Source organism: Legionella sp. PATHC039 (assembly GCF_026191275.1).
In the GTDB taxonomy this organism is placed as follows: domain Bacteria; phylum Pseudomonadota; class Gammaproteobacteria; order Legionellales; family Legionellaceae; genus Legionella; species Legionella pneumophila.
Genome location: NZ_JAPHOP010000001.1, coordinates 2,986,145 through 3,001,903 on the forward strand (window position 1 = coordinate 2,986,145; position 15,759 = coordinate 3,001,903).

Here is a 15,759-nt window from a genome sequence, read left to right on the forward strand (position 1 = left end):
TTGTTGTCACATTACACCAAGCATGTATTCATATGCACAAATCAGAAAGCACCGGGTAAGCAATGTTGTGCTAATTCCGGCGGAGAAGAATTTTTTGATTTTATGAAATCAAAATTGTTAGAATTTGATTTGCATGGCCCTGGAAAAATCCGGGTCAGCAAATCAGGATGCCTTGGACGATGTGGCTCTGGTCCTTGCATCGTTATTTATCCAGAAGGAGTTTGGTATACCTATTCTTCCTTTGAAGATATTGAACAAATCATCAAGTACCACTTGATTGATGGTGAGATAGTAGCGCCACTTCTGCTAGACAGATAATTATTTAGGGAAATAAACTTTTTTGTGCTTTCCTGGCGCGAAAAGGCTTTTGATAAAATTAAGCGTTGGTTAATTCTGAGCGAGTAGTCAGGCCCAGTCTCTTCTAATGAAACAAAGAGATGAAAATGAGCATCGGGGTTTTCTGTTGATTCAGTATGAACTTACGTCAATAAGATGAAAAATACTTCACATTTAGTCATTAATCTGATGTTTTTATTGAGATTTGATTAATTGTATATATTTTTTTATCCATTTTACTTGTAGGTTGTTTCTGTTTTGGTTAAAATCGCCCGTCCATGATAGAAAGATTACCAATTGAGGCGGTTCGGAGTTTATTTAATGAAGACATTTAGTGCAAAAGGCAATGAAGTCAAGCGTGACTGGTTTGTTGTCGATGCCAGTGAAAAAGTTTTGGGTCGCTTAGCCACAGAGATTGCTCGTCGTTTACGTGGCAAGCATAAAGCTGAGTATACTCCCCATGTTGATACAGGCGATTACATTATAGTCACTAATGCAGAAAAGGTTATTGTGACTGGTCGCAAGTTTAAAAATAAAATGTATCATCATCATACAGGGTTTCCTGGAGGGATTAAATCGGCATCCTTTGAAAAATTACAGGATAAAAATCCAACAAAAATTATTGAGCTTGCTGTAAAAGGCATGTTGCCCAAAAATCCGTTAGGTAGAGAGATGTATCGCAAGTTGAAAGTATATGCTGGCAGCGAACATCCACATACTGCGCAGCAACCGAAGCAACTTGAGATTGAGGAATAAGTATAATGGCTGAAATCAAGCAATATTATGGCACCGGCCGTAGAAAAAGTTCAATTGCACGTGTATTTTTACGTCCTGGAAAAGGTGAGATTAAAGTAAATGACAGAACATTGCAGGAATATTTCTGTCGAGAAACTTCATGCATGATTGTAATGCAACCTTTGGAAACAGTAGATCTTCTTAGTAAGTTTGATGTATACATTACTGTAACTGGTGGTGGCATATCTGGTCAAGCGGGAGCCGTTCGTTTGGGAATAGCCAGAGCATTGGTTGCTTATGATGAAGATGGTTTGGCCGAAGGAGCTGAGCCAAGTCCCGATTCGTTCCGTCGCAAGCTAAGAGCGCGTGGGCTATTAACTCGCGATTCAAGACGTGTGGAACGAAAGAAAGTGGGGCTGCACAAAGCACGCCGAGCTACTCAGTACTCCAAGCGCTAATTCTATTACTTTTTTCCAAGCCTCGTTTTATGCGAGGCTTTTTTATTTTCTAAGAAATAAGTTATCCAACCGTTTGAAAAATTGTTATTCTTTGTTATAACTAACGAGAGTTATATTAGGCGAACTGGATCCAGTTCATAGACCACAATCAGGATGATTAAGCAGTGAGCGAAATGACTGATCTCAATCAGGATGTAAGTAATCACAATCAAGACGAACAATTAGATGAAGAGCGGCGTCGTTTTTTGTTGCATACTACCTGTGTCTTAGGTGGGGTAGGCGCTGCATGCGCCTTAACTCCTTTTATTACTTCCTGGTTACCAAGCTCTAAAGCACAAGCAGCAGGTGCTCCAGTCAAAGTTGATGTCAGTAGAATGGAGCCTGGTGAACAGGCTATTATTGAATGGCGTGGCAAGCCAGTATGGATAATTAAACGAAGCAAGGACATGCTTAACCAGTTACAAAAAGAAGATGAGTCTCAACTGAGGGATCCCGATTCTTTAGTGGATCAACAACCGGAGTATGCGCAAAACAAGTTTCGCTCCATTAATCCCGAGTTTTTGGTTTTAATCGGGATTTGTACTCATTTGGGTTGTTCCCCAAAATACAAACCTAATCTTGGTGAGTTAGGCCCTGATTGGCCAGGTGGCTTTTTTTGCCCATGCCATGGGTCAATGTTTGATCTTTCAGGCAGAGTATTTAAGGGTGTTCCTGCGCCTATCAATTTGGAAGTACCACCTTATCACTTTTTAGATGAACACACCATTGTGATAGGTGAGGATGCAAAATAAGGATTAAGGCATGAATGGGTTAGTCAATTGGTTAGATGAACGTTTCCCTCTTGTTAGCACTTGGAAAGCGCATTTCAGTAATTATTATGCACCTAAAAATTTTAATTTTCTTTATTTTTTTGGATCTTTAGCACTGATAGTTTTAGTCAATCAAATCATTACTGGTTTATGGCTAACCATGTTTTATACGCCAAACGCGGAGCAGGCATTTTCTTCAGTTGAATTCATTATGCGGGACATCAATTTTGGCTGGCTACTCCGTTATATGCATTCCACAGGAGCTTCTGCTTTTTTTATTGTTATCTATTTGCATATGTTTAGAGGCTTGCTTTATGGTTCTTATCAGAAACCACGGGAGTTAGTTTGGTTACTGGGGATGTTTTTATACCTCTTGTTAATGGCAGAAGCATTCTTTGGCTATTTATTACCCTGGGGACAAATGTCTTACTGGGGTGCTGAAGTGATTACTTCCTTATTTGGAGCGATACCTTATATTGGCAAAGCTCTTGCTGTATGGTTGAGGGGAGATTACTCTGTTGCAAATCCGACGTTGCAGCGATTTTTTGCCTTGCATGTCATAGGAATACCCATTTTAATGATCATCCTCGTGTTTTTGCATATTGTTGCATTGCATAAAGTAGGCTCAAACAATCCGGAAGGGATTGACATCAAGAAGGCCTTGGATAGGGATGGAAAACCTTTGGATGGAATACCCTTCCATCCTTATTACACTGTGAAAGATTTTGTAGGTATCATAGTCTTTTCAATTTTATTTTTTGCGGTTGTCTTTTTTGCTCCTGAGATGGGAGGATATTTTTTAGAGCATGCTAATTTTGTACCCGCTAATCCAATGGTGACTCCAGATCATATTGCTCCCGTTTGGTATCTCGCTCCCTTTTATGCCATTTTAAGGGCTATTCCTGATAAGCTAATTGGGGTGGTGTGCATGGCTGCAGCCATATTATTGCTTTTCTTTTTGCCCTGGCTCGATAAAAGCAATGTGCGCTCTGTAAGATATAAAGGAATTTATTCCAGAATAAGTATTACCTTGTTTGCGTTTAGTTTTCTGCTTTTAGGATATTTGGGCACAACTCCGGTTACACCAGTAAGGCTGCTTTTAGCGCGAATTGCCGCTGTTATTTATTTTTCTTATTTTATCTTGATGCCTATTTATAGTCGTTTTGAGAAAACCCAGCCAGTACCTACACGGATAGGTGAAAAATGATGAAAATAAAGGTGTTATTAGTTGCTGCATTGGCATTTTTAATGTCAAACGCCGCTTTTACAGAAAATTTAACAATGGATTATGTACCGGTTGATATAAACGATAAAGAGAGTTTGCAAAGAGGGGCAAAGATGTTTATGAATTATTGCTCGGGATGCCATTCTCTCAAATACATGCGTTATAACCGCATGGCTCAGGATCTTGGATTAACTACTTTTGATGGTCAGATTGCTGAAGATTTATTAAAAAATAACTTAATTTTTACTCAGGCCAATATTTATGATCCCATTCAAATTGCCATGTCACCTGAAGATGCCAAGCAATGGTTTGGTATGGTACCCCCCGATTTGTCTTTAAGTGCGCGGGATAGAGGGCCTGTTTGGATATATAATTATTTGAAAAGTTTTTACAGCGACCCTTCCAGACCTTTTGGTGCTAATAATTTACTAATGCCTGATGTTGCTATGCCTAATGTTTTGGAACCCTTGATTGGAAAAGTCATTTTGGTCAAAGATAAAAACTCGCATGCAAATAGTTTATTAGTGGTAAGACGAGGTGAGATGTTTGAAGGCCAGTTTGACAGCGCATTAAGGGATTTAGTCAATTTTTTGGTTTATGTAGGTGAGCCTGCCAAGCTAATTCGTTATAAATTAGGAGTTTTTGTTCTTTTGTTCTTCTGTATTTTCCTTATAGCAGCTTATGCACTGAAGAAAGCTTATTGGAAACAGTTAAAATAGGAATAGACTACTTACTCCTCAGTTTTGTAAAAAGTACTACATTTTTGCCTTTTATACAGAGTTCAATCTCAAATGGTTACCTTCAGAATCAGAAAATATATCTGGTTTCTTGTATCGACTTTACTCTAAAATAAGAACATTTGCTCAAAGTAACCCAGAAGTTTAAAAATGTGATAGAATAGCAACCTTTGTGCACTAGAATATAAAAAGCCATTTTAACAGGCTTAAATGAATTGATAGGAGTAAGGTAATGGCAATCGTTGCAAAGCGCACCATAATGTCTTTATTTTCTGATGTAGATGATGTTTATAGTCACCAAGTTCGTATCGTTCTGGCCGAAAAAGGAGTTAATGTTGAAATTCTTGCAGTAAAGCAAGATGAGCCTGGAGCCGACCTATTGTCTATTAACCCTTATGGAACTGTTCCTACATTAATTGATAGAGAACTTGTATTATATGAAGCAAGAATCATTATGGAATATTTGGATGAACGTTTCCCTCATCCTCCATTATTACCAGTTTATCCAGTAGCCCGTGCTGAAGCTCGCAAAATGATGCATAGAATTGAACAGGATTGGTATTATTTAATGAATGCTATTTTGCGGGAGGAATCTGTAGAGCAAGCCAGAGCTAATTTACTTGAAAGTTTAACCAGTTTAGATCCTATATTTGCAGATAAACCTTATTTTTTAAGTGATGAGTTTTCACTTTTGGATTGTGCATTGGCTCCTTTATTATGGCGGTTACCTAAATTAGGTTTGGAAATTACGCCTAATTTTAAAGGAATAATTTCCTATATGCAGCGTGTGTTTAAACGTGATTCTTTTCAAACGAGTTTGACTGACGCTGAGAGACAAATAAGAGCAGCATAATTATGGCAATGACATCAAACAGACCCTACTTGATTCGTGCTTTCTACGATTGGATTGTTGATAATGATTTAACACCCTACATTCTCGTAGATGCATCAAATCCCAATGTGCAGGTTCCAATAGAACATGTTCAGCATGATAGAATTGTATTAAACATTTCTCCCTCAGCGACCCGAGGACTTTTATTGGAAAATGATCGTATTGTGTTTACGGCACGCTTTTCAGGGCAAACAGAGCAAATTTTTGTTGCTCCCAATGCAGTACTAGAGATTTATGCAAAAGAAAATGGCAGAGGAATTGCTTTTTCAGTTGACGAGGATGATGAGCCACCACCTAAAACTTCTTCCTCCTCTGAAAGTGCTACAAAAAATAAGCCATCACTAAAACTAGTAAAGTAGATGGCATGGTTTCTTTTAAGCGAATCGTAGCCAAGAAGCAGTGATTTTTACAGCATGATCTTGGCATAGTAGCGATATAAAAATATTTTGTGGTCGTTATATCAAATTTACGTTAATTTGGAGCCAAGAGGTGAACAAGCTAGAAAATGCTCTGTATCGTTGTGATCAAATTAAAGCTTGTGAACAGCAAGCTGCAACTTTGTATCAAAAAGACGAAAATGCCTTGATGGCTCTGGCCGGGGCAGAGGCATTTTCTTTCTTACAGAAACTCTACCCGCCTGTAAGGCATATAGCCGTCTTCTGTGGTGCTGGCAATAATGCAGGTGATGGTTATGTCTTGGCCAGATTAGCTCATGAACAAGGATTCTCAGTTGCTGTATATCAATGTAAATCAATAGAAAATTTACCTTCCGCTGCCAGGAATGCCGCACGCCAGGCATTGGCATCTGGAGTACTTTGTCAATCCGCAGATGAACCTTTAGATGGCGATACCGAATTAATTGTTGATGCATTATTGGGTGTTGGGTTACAAGGAGCAGTGCATGGGGTAATAGCCAACGCGATTCATCAAATCAATGCCAGTGGGTTGCCGGTATTATCGATTGATATTCCATCTGGTCTTAATGCGGATACAGGATTAGTAGAGAATATTTGCGTCAATGCGACTGCCACGATTACTTTTATCGGACTTAAAACAGGAATGTATACTTTGGATGGACCAGATTATTGTGGTGTGATTCATTGTGCTCATTTAAACCTGGAGGCATGTGCAACTAAATTAACCCGATTTGCTTCCCTGCTGAGGGATTCTACCTTGCCATTGCCTCTCGCAGCAAGAAAAAAGAACTCTCATAAAGGTGATTATGGACATGTTTTAGTGATAGGCGGAGGCCCAGGAATGCCGGGAGCAGTGAGCTTGGCAGCCAAGGCAGCACTCAAGACGGGAGCAGGAGTAGTTACTGTTGCAACCTGGCCGGATTATGCGAAGAGCGCTTTACCCTTAATTCCTGAAGCGATGATCTGGGGTATCAAAACGGCAGGGGAGTTAATGCCTTTATTAGCAAAAGCTACGGTTTGTGTTATTGGGCCTGGGCTTGGTGATAGTGATTGGGCTAAGACCTTGTTTTTAAATGCAATTACAACCCAATTACCCATGATCATTGATGCTTCAGCGCTGAGGTTACTTTCTCAACATCCCCAAATGGATGACAATTGGATTTTAACACCCCATCCTGGCGAAGCCGCCAGTTTGCTTTCATGTACTGCAAGAGATGTTCAAATGGATAGATACCATGCGGCATCTGCTATACAAAAACAATATGGTGGTGTTGTGGTATTGAAAGGAGTAGGTACGGTTATTCAGACAGTAGAAAGGAATGTTTTTGTATGCCCGCAAGGCAATCCAGGTATGGCTACCGCAGGCATGGGGGATATTTTGAGTGGGATTATTGCCGCTTTTTGCGCCCAGGGTTTTACCTTATCCGATGCTGCGAAGTTAGGGGTGTGGGTCCATGCAGTTGCTGGAGACAAGGTTGCTGAAAAATCAGGAGAAGTTGGGGTATTGGCGAGCGACTTACTTGATGAAATTCCAAGCATTTTGAATTGTATCTAGTGCGATGATTTATTAAGAGGGTAACCTGAGTGTTACTGAGGTAACAAACTCTGTTTCAATACTTGTGTATAACGGTTTGGCTGACATGCTTTTTCTAAACAGATACATTATGTAGTGTTCTCGATATGGCTATTGAAGATAATGATAATTTCATAACTTTGGATTTGGTTAGTGAACAAGAGAGCAAAAGATTTGCAGAAAAATTGGCGTTTTGTATCTCAGCGCCTTTGGTGATTACTTTAAGTGGTGATATAGGGGCCGGAAAGACTACCATTATTCGCGCAATGCTAAAATCACTAGGGGTAATTTCAGCCATCAAGAGTCCAACTTTTTCATTAGTTGAAAGTTACAATTGTGGTCAATTTCATATTCATCACTTTGATTTATACCGCATTCAACAGGAAGAAGAACTGGAGTATTTAGGTTTTAGAGACTATTTTTCCAATCAGAACGTTTGTTGTATTGAATGGCCTGAACATGGTGGAAAAACATTGCCTCCAGTCGATATTCAGTTTAATTTAATAATTAAAGGGACTGGGCGCTTAATACAAATAGCTGCATTAAGTGTCGCGGGTAAAAGAATTTTAGCTTGCCTGGCGGGTGAATGATGATGATGCGAGCGTGGGTCTTAAGTCTGTTATTATATCTACCAAGTTCTTTTGCTGTATTTTCTGCACAACTAAAGAATATTACAGTTTCTCAGCAACCAACCATGACGTCTCTTTATCTTTCTATACAAGGTTCATTTACCCATAAGCTATTTACCTTAAGTCAGCCTAATCGCGTGGTGTTAGACTTAAGTGATACACAATTAGCCGTCAATATCAGTCAATTGGGTTTAATCAATGCGCTTATTCAGCAGGTAAGAAGCGGTAGCCCCTCCAAAAACACGCTCAGGCTTGTCATGGATGTAAAACAACCAGTCAAGGTGCGCTCATCTTCATGGAAACCGAAGGGAGAATTTAATGGGATCAGAATTGATCTTGTTAATGATACTCCTTTAGTCATAAATAATCGCAGGCAGTTGACTTTGCCTGTTAAAACGATTAAAGCTCCAGTCCAGCAAATCCAATCAAAAATATCCAGCCAGCCATCAGAACAACGAATAACTGTGCATAAAACACCTGTCCAGGTTCCTCATAACCCATCAAAAAAACCTTTGCGTGATGTTGTTGTAGTGTTGGATGCAGGGCATGGGGGCAAAGATCCTGGCGCAAGAGGTCCGCGCCGTAGTAACGAGAAGGATGTTGTGCTGGCCATTACTTTAAAACTTAAACGATTGATAGACAGGCAACCAGGTATGCGCGCAGTCCTGACACGATCGGGTGATTATTACGTTGGACTTAGACAACGCCTGGATATTGCCAGAAAATATAATGGTGATGTATTCATTTCTATCCATGCTGATGCATTCAATAATCCTCACTCTAATGGAGCCTCGGTATTTGCCTTGTCACAAAGGGGGGCCACCAGTGAAGCAGCACGCTGGTTAGCAGAAAAGGAGAATTACTCTGAATTAGGTGGAGTGAATTTAGGTGAGTTGGATGATAGTAATGGGGTAGTACGTTCTGTTTTGATCGATTTATCACAAACTGCGACAATAAATGCTGGTTTGGAAATGGGGGGAAAAGTATTAGGCCAATTGGATAATTTTACCAATTTGCATAATAACAAAGTGGAGCAAGCCCGTTTTGTTGTTCTGAAATCTCCAGATATTCCTTCTATTTTGGTTGAAACCGGTTTTATCTCAAATCCCCGTGAGGAAAGAAATTTAACCAACCCTGCCTACCAGGAGCGATTGAGTCAGGCAATATTTCAAGGACTAAAAAATTATTTTTGGGATCATCCTCCTCATGGGACTCGAATTGAGGCTATGATTTCTCCAAATTTTCATATCGTTAAAAAAGGTGAAACTCTTCCTGCTATCGCTGCTCGATATAGGGTATCTGTGAGCGCATTACAATCAATTAACCGCCTTCAGACAAGGGCAAGGCTTATGCCCGGGCAAAAATTAGTGATACCTGGCACATGGTCTTAAGGATACATCAACTTTCGCCAGCAATAGCCAATCAGATTGCAGCAGGAGAAGTTATAGAAAGGCCTGCTTCGGTAGTCAAGGAGCTGCTGGAAAACTCTTTGGATGCTGGTGCCAGTGTGATTGGTGTCGATGTCAATTATGGGGGATTGCTGCAGATTACAGTTAGTGATAATGGTTCAGGAATTTTTGGAGACGACTTGCCTTTAGCTGTTGCAGCTCATGCGACCAGTAAAATCAGAACGCTTGATGATTTATATTCCATTGATAGTATGGGCTTTAGAGGGGAGGCATTGGCAAGTATTGCCTCTGTTGCCAAAGTGACTATCATTTCAAAGCCTGAGGAGCAGGACAATGCAATGATGTTGCGAGTAGAGGGGGAGAACAGGACTCTCTCTCCTTGTGCGCGCAATATTGGCACTACCATTGATGTTTCTGATTTGTTCTATAATGCCCCAGTTCGCAAGCGGTTTTTAAAAAATGAAAAACTGGAATTTCAAGCTATTGAAATGGTTGTGAAACGGTTTGCATTAAGTGCTCCCCGGATTGCATTAACGCTTAAGCATAATAAGAAACTGATTTTTTCATTACCGCCAGCGTTAAGTGAGCAAGCCAAAGCCATTCGTATGGGTCGAATTTTGGGCAATACTTTCATGAGAGAAGCTATTTTTCTTGATGTGGAGCACAGTGGTATGCGTCTTTATGGCTGGATAAGCAACCATCGTTTGCAACGCAGCCAGAACGATAGGCAGTGGATTTATGTGAATCAACGCATGGTAAAGGATAAATTACTCCAACATGCAGTAAAACAAGCTTATGATGGCTTATTGCATGCAGGCAGATTTCCAATTTGTTTGTTGTATTTTACTCTACCTGCTTCTGAAGTCGATGTGAATGTGCATCCTACAAAGCATGAGCTGAGATTCCAACAGCCCCGCCTGGTACATGATTTTTTTACTTCCCAATTGATGAAAGCGTTGCAATCGACTCTTGACCATTCAGACACAAGGGAATACGCCTATGCTGCTTCCTCTGGTAATGAGCAGCAAAATACAGTTTCGGAACCTTCCCATATCTGCAATGACAGAGAGTCCCATGAAGAAGGGGCAAGAGCTTTATCCCCAAGCTGGAGTGCCAACTCATTATCATCATCTATAACCAACAAAAGGTATAAAAAAACCAGCTCGGTCTATCATCCAGAAACAGAGTTCCAGTGGGTTATCTTAAATGAGCGGTTTATTTTGGTTTTTATAAAGCAACAGCCTTACCTTGCAGACATCGTAACATTGTTTCAAGAATGGATAGAAAAACAGCTAATGCAAAAGGCATTACCTCTTGAGAGCAGGCCGTTATTGATTTCAATTCGTTACCCATTGCCAAACCAATGGATGCATAAGCAGGAGCAATTAAAGCATGAGTTGGCTCATGTTGGGATACAAATTGAGTACCCTAATGCTGATGACTTGTTAATTCGCAGCATCCCTTTGAATGCGCCTTATTTAGATGTTCGTTGTTTTTTTAATGTTCTCTGTGAGTTGGATATTTTTCATACTGAGCAATTGATAGCGTTAATTAGCCGTTCTCAAATATTTGACCCAAAACAATTAACAGTTGAAGAGCGTATTGAAATGAATCAATTATTGCTGGAACTCTCTCTTAAAGAAGAGAAACATAATATATGTAAAGCGTTAACCATTGATGATTGTCGGATGTTATTGCATGAATAAGCTAGTGTTTTGTTTAATGGGACCAACTGCTTCAGGAAAAACAGGGTTAGCATGCGAGTTAGCAACCCATTTCCCTTTTGAAATTATTAGTGTTGATTCCGCAATGATTTATAGAGATATGAATATTGGGACAGCAAAACCTTCAATCCATCAATTACAGCGAGCGCCTCATTATTTAATTGATATTAAAGATCCTGTTGAATCTTATTCGGCAGCCCAGTTTTGTACAGACGCTTTGTCTTTATGTGCTGAAATCATCAAAAGAGGGAATATTCCTTTGTTAGTGGGTGGAACTATGATGTATTTTAATGCTCTGCAAAAAGGGTTAGCCACTTTGCCTGAAGCCGATGAAGCTGTTCGTAAACGGCTGGAGGAAGAAGCATTATCACAGGGTTGGGATTTTCTTTATCAAAAGCTAAGTCAATTAGATCCGGTAACAGCTGCTCGCATTCATGCTCATGATACGCAAAGAATTCAAAGAGCGCTGGAAGTTTATTACTTAACCGGTTCAACGTTATCAACCTATTTGACCGGACCCCATGTACAGCCTGATTATTATTTTGTTAATCTTGCTCTTTTTCCTGAGCAAAGATCCTGGTTGCATGAACGTATCGCGCAACGGTTTGACGCGATGCTTAGTGAGGGATTCATAGAAGAAGTTCAACAATTGCAAGCAAAATGGCCTATTCAAATCAACTTACCCTCCATGCGCTGTGTTGGATATAGGCAAATACTCGAGTATCTTGCAGGCCATTATGATTATGAGAGTATGAGGGAAAAAGGTATAGCAGCAACAAGGCAGCTGGCCAAACGGCAATTAACCTGGTTGAGGCATTGGGAGGGCGCTTTATTTTATGATTCGCAAAATGAGGGTTTTAATACAGATATTATAGCGAAAATAAGGGAAATATTAGATAATACTGTCTCTAATTGACATCATGCCGCAAAGGAACAACATGAGGAAAACAACAAAAGAACCCGCAAGTGCTAAAAAAAATTATGTCGTACATAGACATCAATTACCATTGAGTTGCCCAACAGATGAGATGGAGTTATGGAATGCTCATCCCAAGGTTTATTTGCCTATAGAGAAAACCGGGGTGGAGGTTTGCCCTTATTGTGGCTCTCGTTTTGTATTGCAGAATGATTAAATCGATTTGTGTTATAAGGCTTTCAGCTTTAGGGGATGTTTTGATGTTGGTCCCACTGATAAGAACCTTGCAAAATAAATTGCCTAATGCTCAATTGACCTGGATTATTTCAAAACCTGCCTTTTATTTGGTGGAAGGAATGGAAGGCGTGGAGTTTATTGTTATTGATAAACCTAAAACGCTTGCTGACTATTGGCGGTTTAGGAAACAAATGTTGCCTCGCCAGTTTGATGTGTTGTTAGCGCCCCAAGCCAGTTTTAGAACTAATTGGCTTATTCCATTTATTAAAGCTAAACGCAAAGTTGGCTATGATTCTCACAGAGCGAATGATGGCCATCGTCTGTTTATAAAGGAAAGCATTTCTCCTGGATTGGAACACACACTTGAGGGCTTTTTAAAATTTGCTGAGCCTTTAGGTATCACTGAAAAAATAATCCACTGGGATTTACCGATTACCAAGGCAGATTATGAATGGGCTCAAAATCATTTGCCGGAACAAGAAAGGCCAATTTTAGTCGTTAATCCCGCAGCCAGCAAACCTGAGCGCAGTTGGTTGGCGGAGCGATATATTGAGGTTCTGAAACAGGCGCAAGTTAAATGGGATGTCAAAGTTGTTTTAACTGGAGGGCCAGGTGATCATGATAAATTATTGGCAGAGGAAATAGCGAAAGAGATTCCAGTGGTTAATTTAGTTGGAAAGACAAAACCTAAGCAATTGTTGGCTGTGATCAGTAAAGCAAAAGCAGTCTTGTGCCCTGATACAGGACCTTCTCATATGGCGGCAGCGGTAGGCACGCCTGTTGTGGCTTTGCATGCTGTTACCAATCCCTCTATTTCTGGCCCGTATACTTTTCAACATTTGGTTGTTAACAGGTATTCGCAAGCTATCCAAGCTGTATTAGGAGTGAGTCCAGAGAAGAGTGTTTGGGGTACGCAGGTTCATGGATATGAAGCCATGAAATTAATTACCGTAGATGATGTAATGGAAAAATTAACTGAAATATTTTCAGGACTTATGAACAATACCGAATCTTTATGTGGGAAAGGTTTTTAATGAGAGCATTTCGCTTATGCTCATTAAAAGCCGTTTGCCCTTACCCTGGTGATTTCCCCAAGTACTGATTTTGATTTTTGAGGAGCATAGGATGCAACTTTCTTCTGAGCAATGTGATTTTTTTTTCACAAATGGATATTTGGTAATAAATAATTTCTTTTCAGAATCTGTATGCGATCTATTAAAGCAACGCATTCAAACATTGCTTGAAAATAATCAGGCAGAGATACCTAAAACAATTTTTTCCACGCAAACCAACGAGCATGCTAAAAAACAATATTTCCTTGATTCTGGAGATAAAATTCATTATTTTTTTGAGCCGGGTGCTTTTGATGAAGTCGGTGATTGTCTACGCCCTTTTAATCAATCAATTAATAAAATTGGACACGCTTTACATGAACTGGATCCTGTTTTTAGGCAATATTCCCGAGATGATCGAATTAAGAAGATAGCACATCAACTTGGGTTGAAAACACTAGGATTGGTTCAATCGATGTACATATTCAAACAGCCGGGAATAGGAGCCGAAGTACTTTGCCATCAGGATAGTACCTATATTTTTGGAGAGGACAGTGATGCTTTAGGGTTTTGGTTTGCAATAGAAGATGCTACTTTGGAAAATGGCTGTTTGGAAGTGATTCCAAGCCCTTGTACCACCCCCTTAAAGCAGAAGATGTTTCGTCGAGAAAACGAAATTTATTTTGAAAATTTCGATTCAAGTCCTTGGCCAGAAGAAAACAGTGTCCCTTTACCTGTTAAAAAAGGCGCTTTAATTATACTACATGGCAGAGTTCCACATAAAAGTCAGGCTAATTTTTCTAATCAATCCAGACATGCCTATACTTTGCATTTGGTTGATATTTCATTACCTTATCCTGAGAAAAATTGGTTGCAATGGCCTAATGGGATTCCTTGTTTATAACATCACTAGTTTAGAGATCTCAGAGAATACAACATCAAAAGTTTCCAATTTTTTAGAAAATTGTGTTGGAGAACTCTATAATTTACAAGAGGCTCTTGGTAAATCATTTTGGAAGAAATCCCGAATGGATAATGAAAGTTTGCTTGCCATATTGAATAATTGGTCTGCAACCAATTATGCAAAAGGTAACTATATCCTAAGAGAAATCTCCAGCAAGTTTCTTGCAAAGATATCTATCCATAGTAATGATTACTTACTCGATGCTGGTTGTGGTGATGGCAGTTTCACTCAAATGCTAGCCAATTTAGTCCCTGATGGATATGTTCTTGGCTTGGATCGATCAAAAACAATGATTGATTATGCAAACAAACATTGCAGGAGTATCAACGTTCGTTTTGATATAGGGGATATTCAAGAACCTATAATTTTCGGGCCATTTGATAATATTTTATCATTTTGGTGTCTTCACTGGACTGATTTGGAAAAATCATTATCCAATTTATATCATGTCTTGAAACCAGGAGGTAAAATTTGTGCAATTTTTTCTTCTGGCAAACAAAGCACTTTGTTTGAAGTGTTAAACAGCCTGCAACTTCAAAATCTTTACCCTGATGTCGCTAAAAATGTCGTGCAATCTAAAATGATGCGGGAGAATTATTCTGTTCAATGCAGAAGGGCATTGGATAATTTGCCATTTAAAAGCATTTCTTTTGTTGTAGAACATTGCCAAGTGGAATTACCTGATCTTGGGTTATTTGAAAACTTTATACACGGCGCCCCATTATTCAAGGATCTCCCCGGTAAAATGTACCAAGATATTGTAAATAGCATGGTGCAGTTTTTTGATGAGTACTGCAAAAAAAAATACGGTGGAAAATGGGTGTATAAAACCACTCCCTATTTTTTAACAATTACCAGGGAGTGAAGAATCATTGTAATTAAATTATATTGTAGCGAATAAGTCAGTTTTTTTCTTTCAAGGAACCCAGAAAACCGCTTATGGACTAACATGGGATTGTCTACCCAACTCATCCAAATCGACAGTAATTTTATCGGGGACACTGGGCGTAAAACAAGAGCTCAAGCATTTAGTAATTTGTCGATTCAAGCAGACTCCAACGCACATAGAGAAACAAATAGTAGCAGGAATACTCGAAATATATGCTATTTGCGTTGATGGATCGACAGCCGCTGCTTTCAGGATGTAATAAATACCAACGTGCACTCCAGCCATCAATGTAGTGAAGGTAAAAGCAGAGCATTTTACAAAACATTCATTAGAACTAAGATTGGAACTGAATTCCTCAATTTTTTCGTTCCTGGCTTCCAACTTGGTTTGATAGTCTTCAGTTAATTCGTGAGTTAATGCCTCTAGCTCCATGTCAATAAACCCTGTTTTTATCTCAGGGGGAGTTTCAAGTGAGTGCAACCTGAAAAAGAGATTTGCATTGGTTTTTTGAACGGCATTAGCGGCCAGGGATTTTAAACTGGGGATTTGGAGTGATTTATCTTCAAAGGTTGTTGGCATGAGTTTTCTTAAAATGTAAGTTAATTAATTTTGCCAATTTGACCATACAATTTATTTATTATCTATATAATGATGCGGTAAACATTGCTGATTACCTCATTTCACATGCGATTTTTATGAGTCATCACATATTGGTAAGAGACATCACATTCTTGACCCTTTAGAGCATAATAAATCAA

At 39.4% G+C, this 15,759-nt stretch carries 18 protein-coding genes; 17 read left to right on the top strand and 1 reads right to left on the bottom strand.

Features of this window, described 5'->3' with window-relative positions; translation table 11 throughout:
- From OQI99_RS13605 to OQI99_RS13685, 17 genes are all read left to right on the top strand, one after another.
- Positions 1-318 carry a (2Fe-2S) ferredoxin domain-containing protein gene (locus OQI99_RS13605; protein ID WP_014844795.1) on the top strand — a complete coding sequence of 106 codons (318 nt, stop codon included), beginning with the start codon at positions 1-3 and terminating at the stop codon, positions 316-318.
- 339 nt (positions 319-657) lie between these two features.
- Positions 658-1,092 carry a 50S ribosomal protein L13 gene (gene rplM, locus OQI99_RS13610; protein WP_010948407.1) on the top strand — a complete coding sequence of 145 codons (435 nt, stop codon included), beginning with the start codon at positions 658-660 and terminating at the stop codon, positions 1,090-1,092.
- Positions 1,093-1,097: 5 nt separating this feature from the next.
- Positions 1,098-1,529 (top strand): 30S ribosomal protein S9, encoded by a 432-nt coding sequence (gene rpsI / locus OQI99_RS13615; protein ID WP_265732159.1) that lies wholly within the window; start codon positions 1,098-1,100, stop codon positions 1,527-1,529.
- Positions 1,530-1,702: 173 nt separating this feature from the next.
- Entirely contained in the window at positions 1,703-2,320 is a 618-nt protein-coding gene (petA, locus tag OQI99_RS13620; protein ID WP_265732160.1) for a ubiquinol-cytochrome c reductase iron-sulfur subunit, read from the top strand.
- Between the two features lie 10 nt (positions 2,321-2,330).
- Positions 2,331-3,545 carry a cytochrome b gene (locus OQI99_RS13625; protein WP_061514481.1) on the top strand — a complete coding sequence of 405 codons (1,215 nt, stop codon included), beginning with the start codon at positions 2,331-2,333 and terminating at the stop codon, positions 3,543-3,545.
- The gene (locus tag OQI99_RS13630; RefSeq protein WP_265732161.1) at positions 3,542-4,282 is read left to right on the top strand and encodes a cytochrome c1; all 741 of its coding nucleotides are present in this window, start codon (positions 3,542-3,544) and stop codon (positions 4,280-4,282) included. The genes OQI99_RS13625 and OQI99_RS13630 overlap by 4 nt, the downstream gene beginning before the upstream one ends.
- Before the next feature lie 250 nt (positions 4,283-4,532).
- Positions 4,533-5,153 (top strand): stringent starvation protein SspA, encoded by a 621-nt coding sequence (gene sspA / locus OQI99_RS13635; protein WP_265732162.1) that lies wholly within the window; start codon positions 4,533-4,535, stop codon positions 5,151-5,153.
- Positions 5,154-5,155: 2 nt separating this feature from the next.
- Positions 5,156-5,551 (top strand): ClpXP protease specificity-enhancing factor, encoded by a 396-nt coding sequence (locus OQI99_RS13640; protein WP_061514484.1) that lies wholly within the window; start codon positions 5,156-5,158, stop codon positions 5,549-5,551.
- A gap of 130 nt (positions 5,552-5,681) precedes the next feature.
- Entirely contained in the window at positions 5,682-7,163 is a 1,482-nt protein-coding gene (locus tag OQI99_RS13645; RefSeq protein WP_265732163.1) for an NAD(P)H-hydrate dehydratase, read from the top strand.
- A gap of 125 nt (positions 7,164-7,288) precedes the next feature.
- Positions 7,289-7,771: a tRNA (adenosine(37)-N6)-threonylcarbamoyltransferase complex ATPase subunit type 1 TsaE gene (gene tsaE / locus OQI99_RS13650; protein ID WP_061514486.1), complete on the top strand. Its 483-nt coding sequence runs from the start codon at positions 7,289-7,291 to the stop codon at positions 7,769-7,771.
- Positions 7,771-9,201 (top strand): N-acetylmuramoyl-L-alanine amidase, encoded by a 1,431-nt coding sequence (locus OQI99_RS13655; protein ID WP_265732374.1) that lies wholly within the window; start codon positions 7,771-7,773, stop codon positions 9,199-9,201. Before tsaE ends, OQI99_RS13655 begins: the two co-directional genes overlap by 1 nt.
- Complete coding sequence (gene mutL, locus OQI99_RS13660; RefSeq protein WP_265732164.1) at positions 9,192-10,925, top strand: DNA mismatch repair endonuclease MutL; 1,734 nt, start codon at positions 9,192-9,194, stop codon at positions 10,923-10,925. The genes OQI99_RS13655 and mutL overlap by 10 nt, the downstream gene beginning before the upstream one ends.
- Positions 10,918-11,859 carry a tRNA (adenosine(37)-N6)-dimethylallyltransferase MiaA gene (gene miaA, locus OQI99_RS13665; protein ID WP_061514489.1) on the top strand — a complete coding sequence of 314 codons (942 nt, stop codon included), beginning with the start codon at positions 10,918-10,920 and terminating at the stop codon, positions 11,857-11,859. The genes mutL and miaA overlap by 8 nt, the downstream gene beginning before the upstream one ends.
- Before the next feature lie 22 nt (positions 11,860-11,881).
- Positions 11,882-12,076, top strand: coding sequence for a zinc-finger domain-containing protein (locus tag OQI99_RS13670; RefSeq protein ID WP_011216566.1), 195 nt, complete (start codon positions 11,882-11,884; stop codon positions 12,074-12,076).
- 43 nt (positions 12,077-12,119) lie between these two features.
- Entirely contained in the window at positions 12,120-13,130 is a 1,011-nt protein-coding gene (locus OQI99_RS13675; RefSeq protein ID WP_195911937.1) for a glycosyltransferase family 9 protein, read from the top strand.
- A 64-nt stretch (positions 13,131-13,194) separates the two neighbouring features.
- Positions 13,195-14,052, top strand: coding sequence for a Dot/Icm type IV secretion system effector LegD1 (gene legD1 / locus OQI99_RS13680; protein WP_265732375.1), 858 nt, complete (start codon positions 13,195-13,197; stop codon positions 14,050-14,052).
- Between the two features lie 124 nt (positions 14,053-14,176).
- A complete protein-coding gene (locus OQI99_RS13685; RefSeq protein WP_265732165.1) occupies positions 14,177-14,977 on the top strand; it encodes a class I SAM-dependent methyltransferase in 801 nt (266 codons plus the stop codon).
- A gap of 72 nt (positions 14,978-15,049) precedes the next feature.
- Here OQI99_RS13685 and OQI99_RS13690 read toward each other — a convergent pair whose 3' ends face one another.
- Positions 15,050-15,580 carry a lpg2692 family Dot/Icm T4SS effector gene (locus tag OQI99_RS13690; protein WP_061514492.1) on the bottom strand — a complete coding sequence of 177 codons (531 nt, stop codon included), beginning with the start codon at positions 15,578-15,580 and terminating at the stop codon, positions 15,050-15,052.
- Positions 15,581-15,759 lie beyond the last annotated feature (179 nt).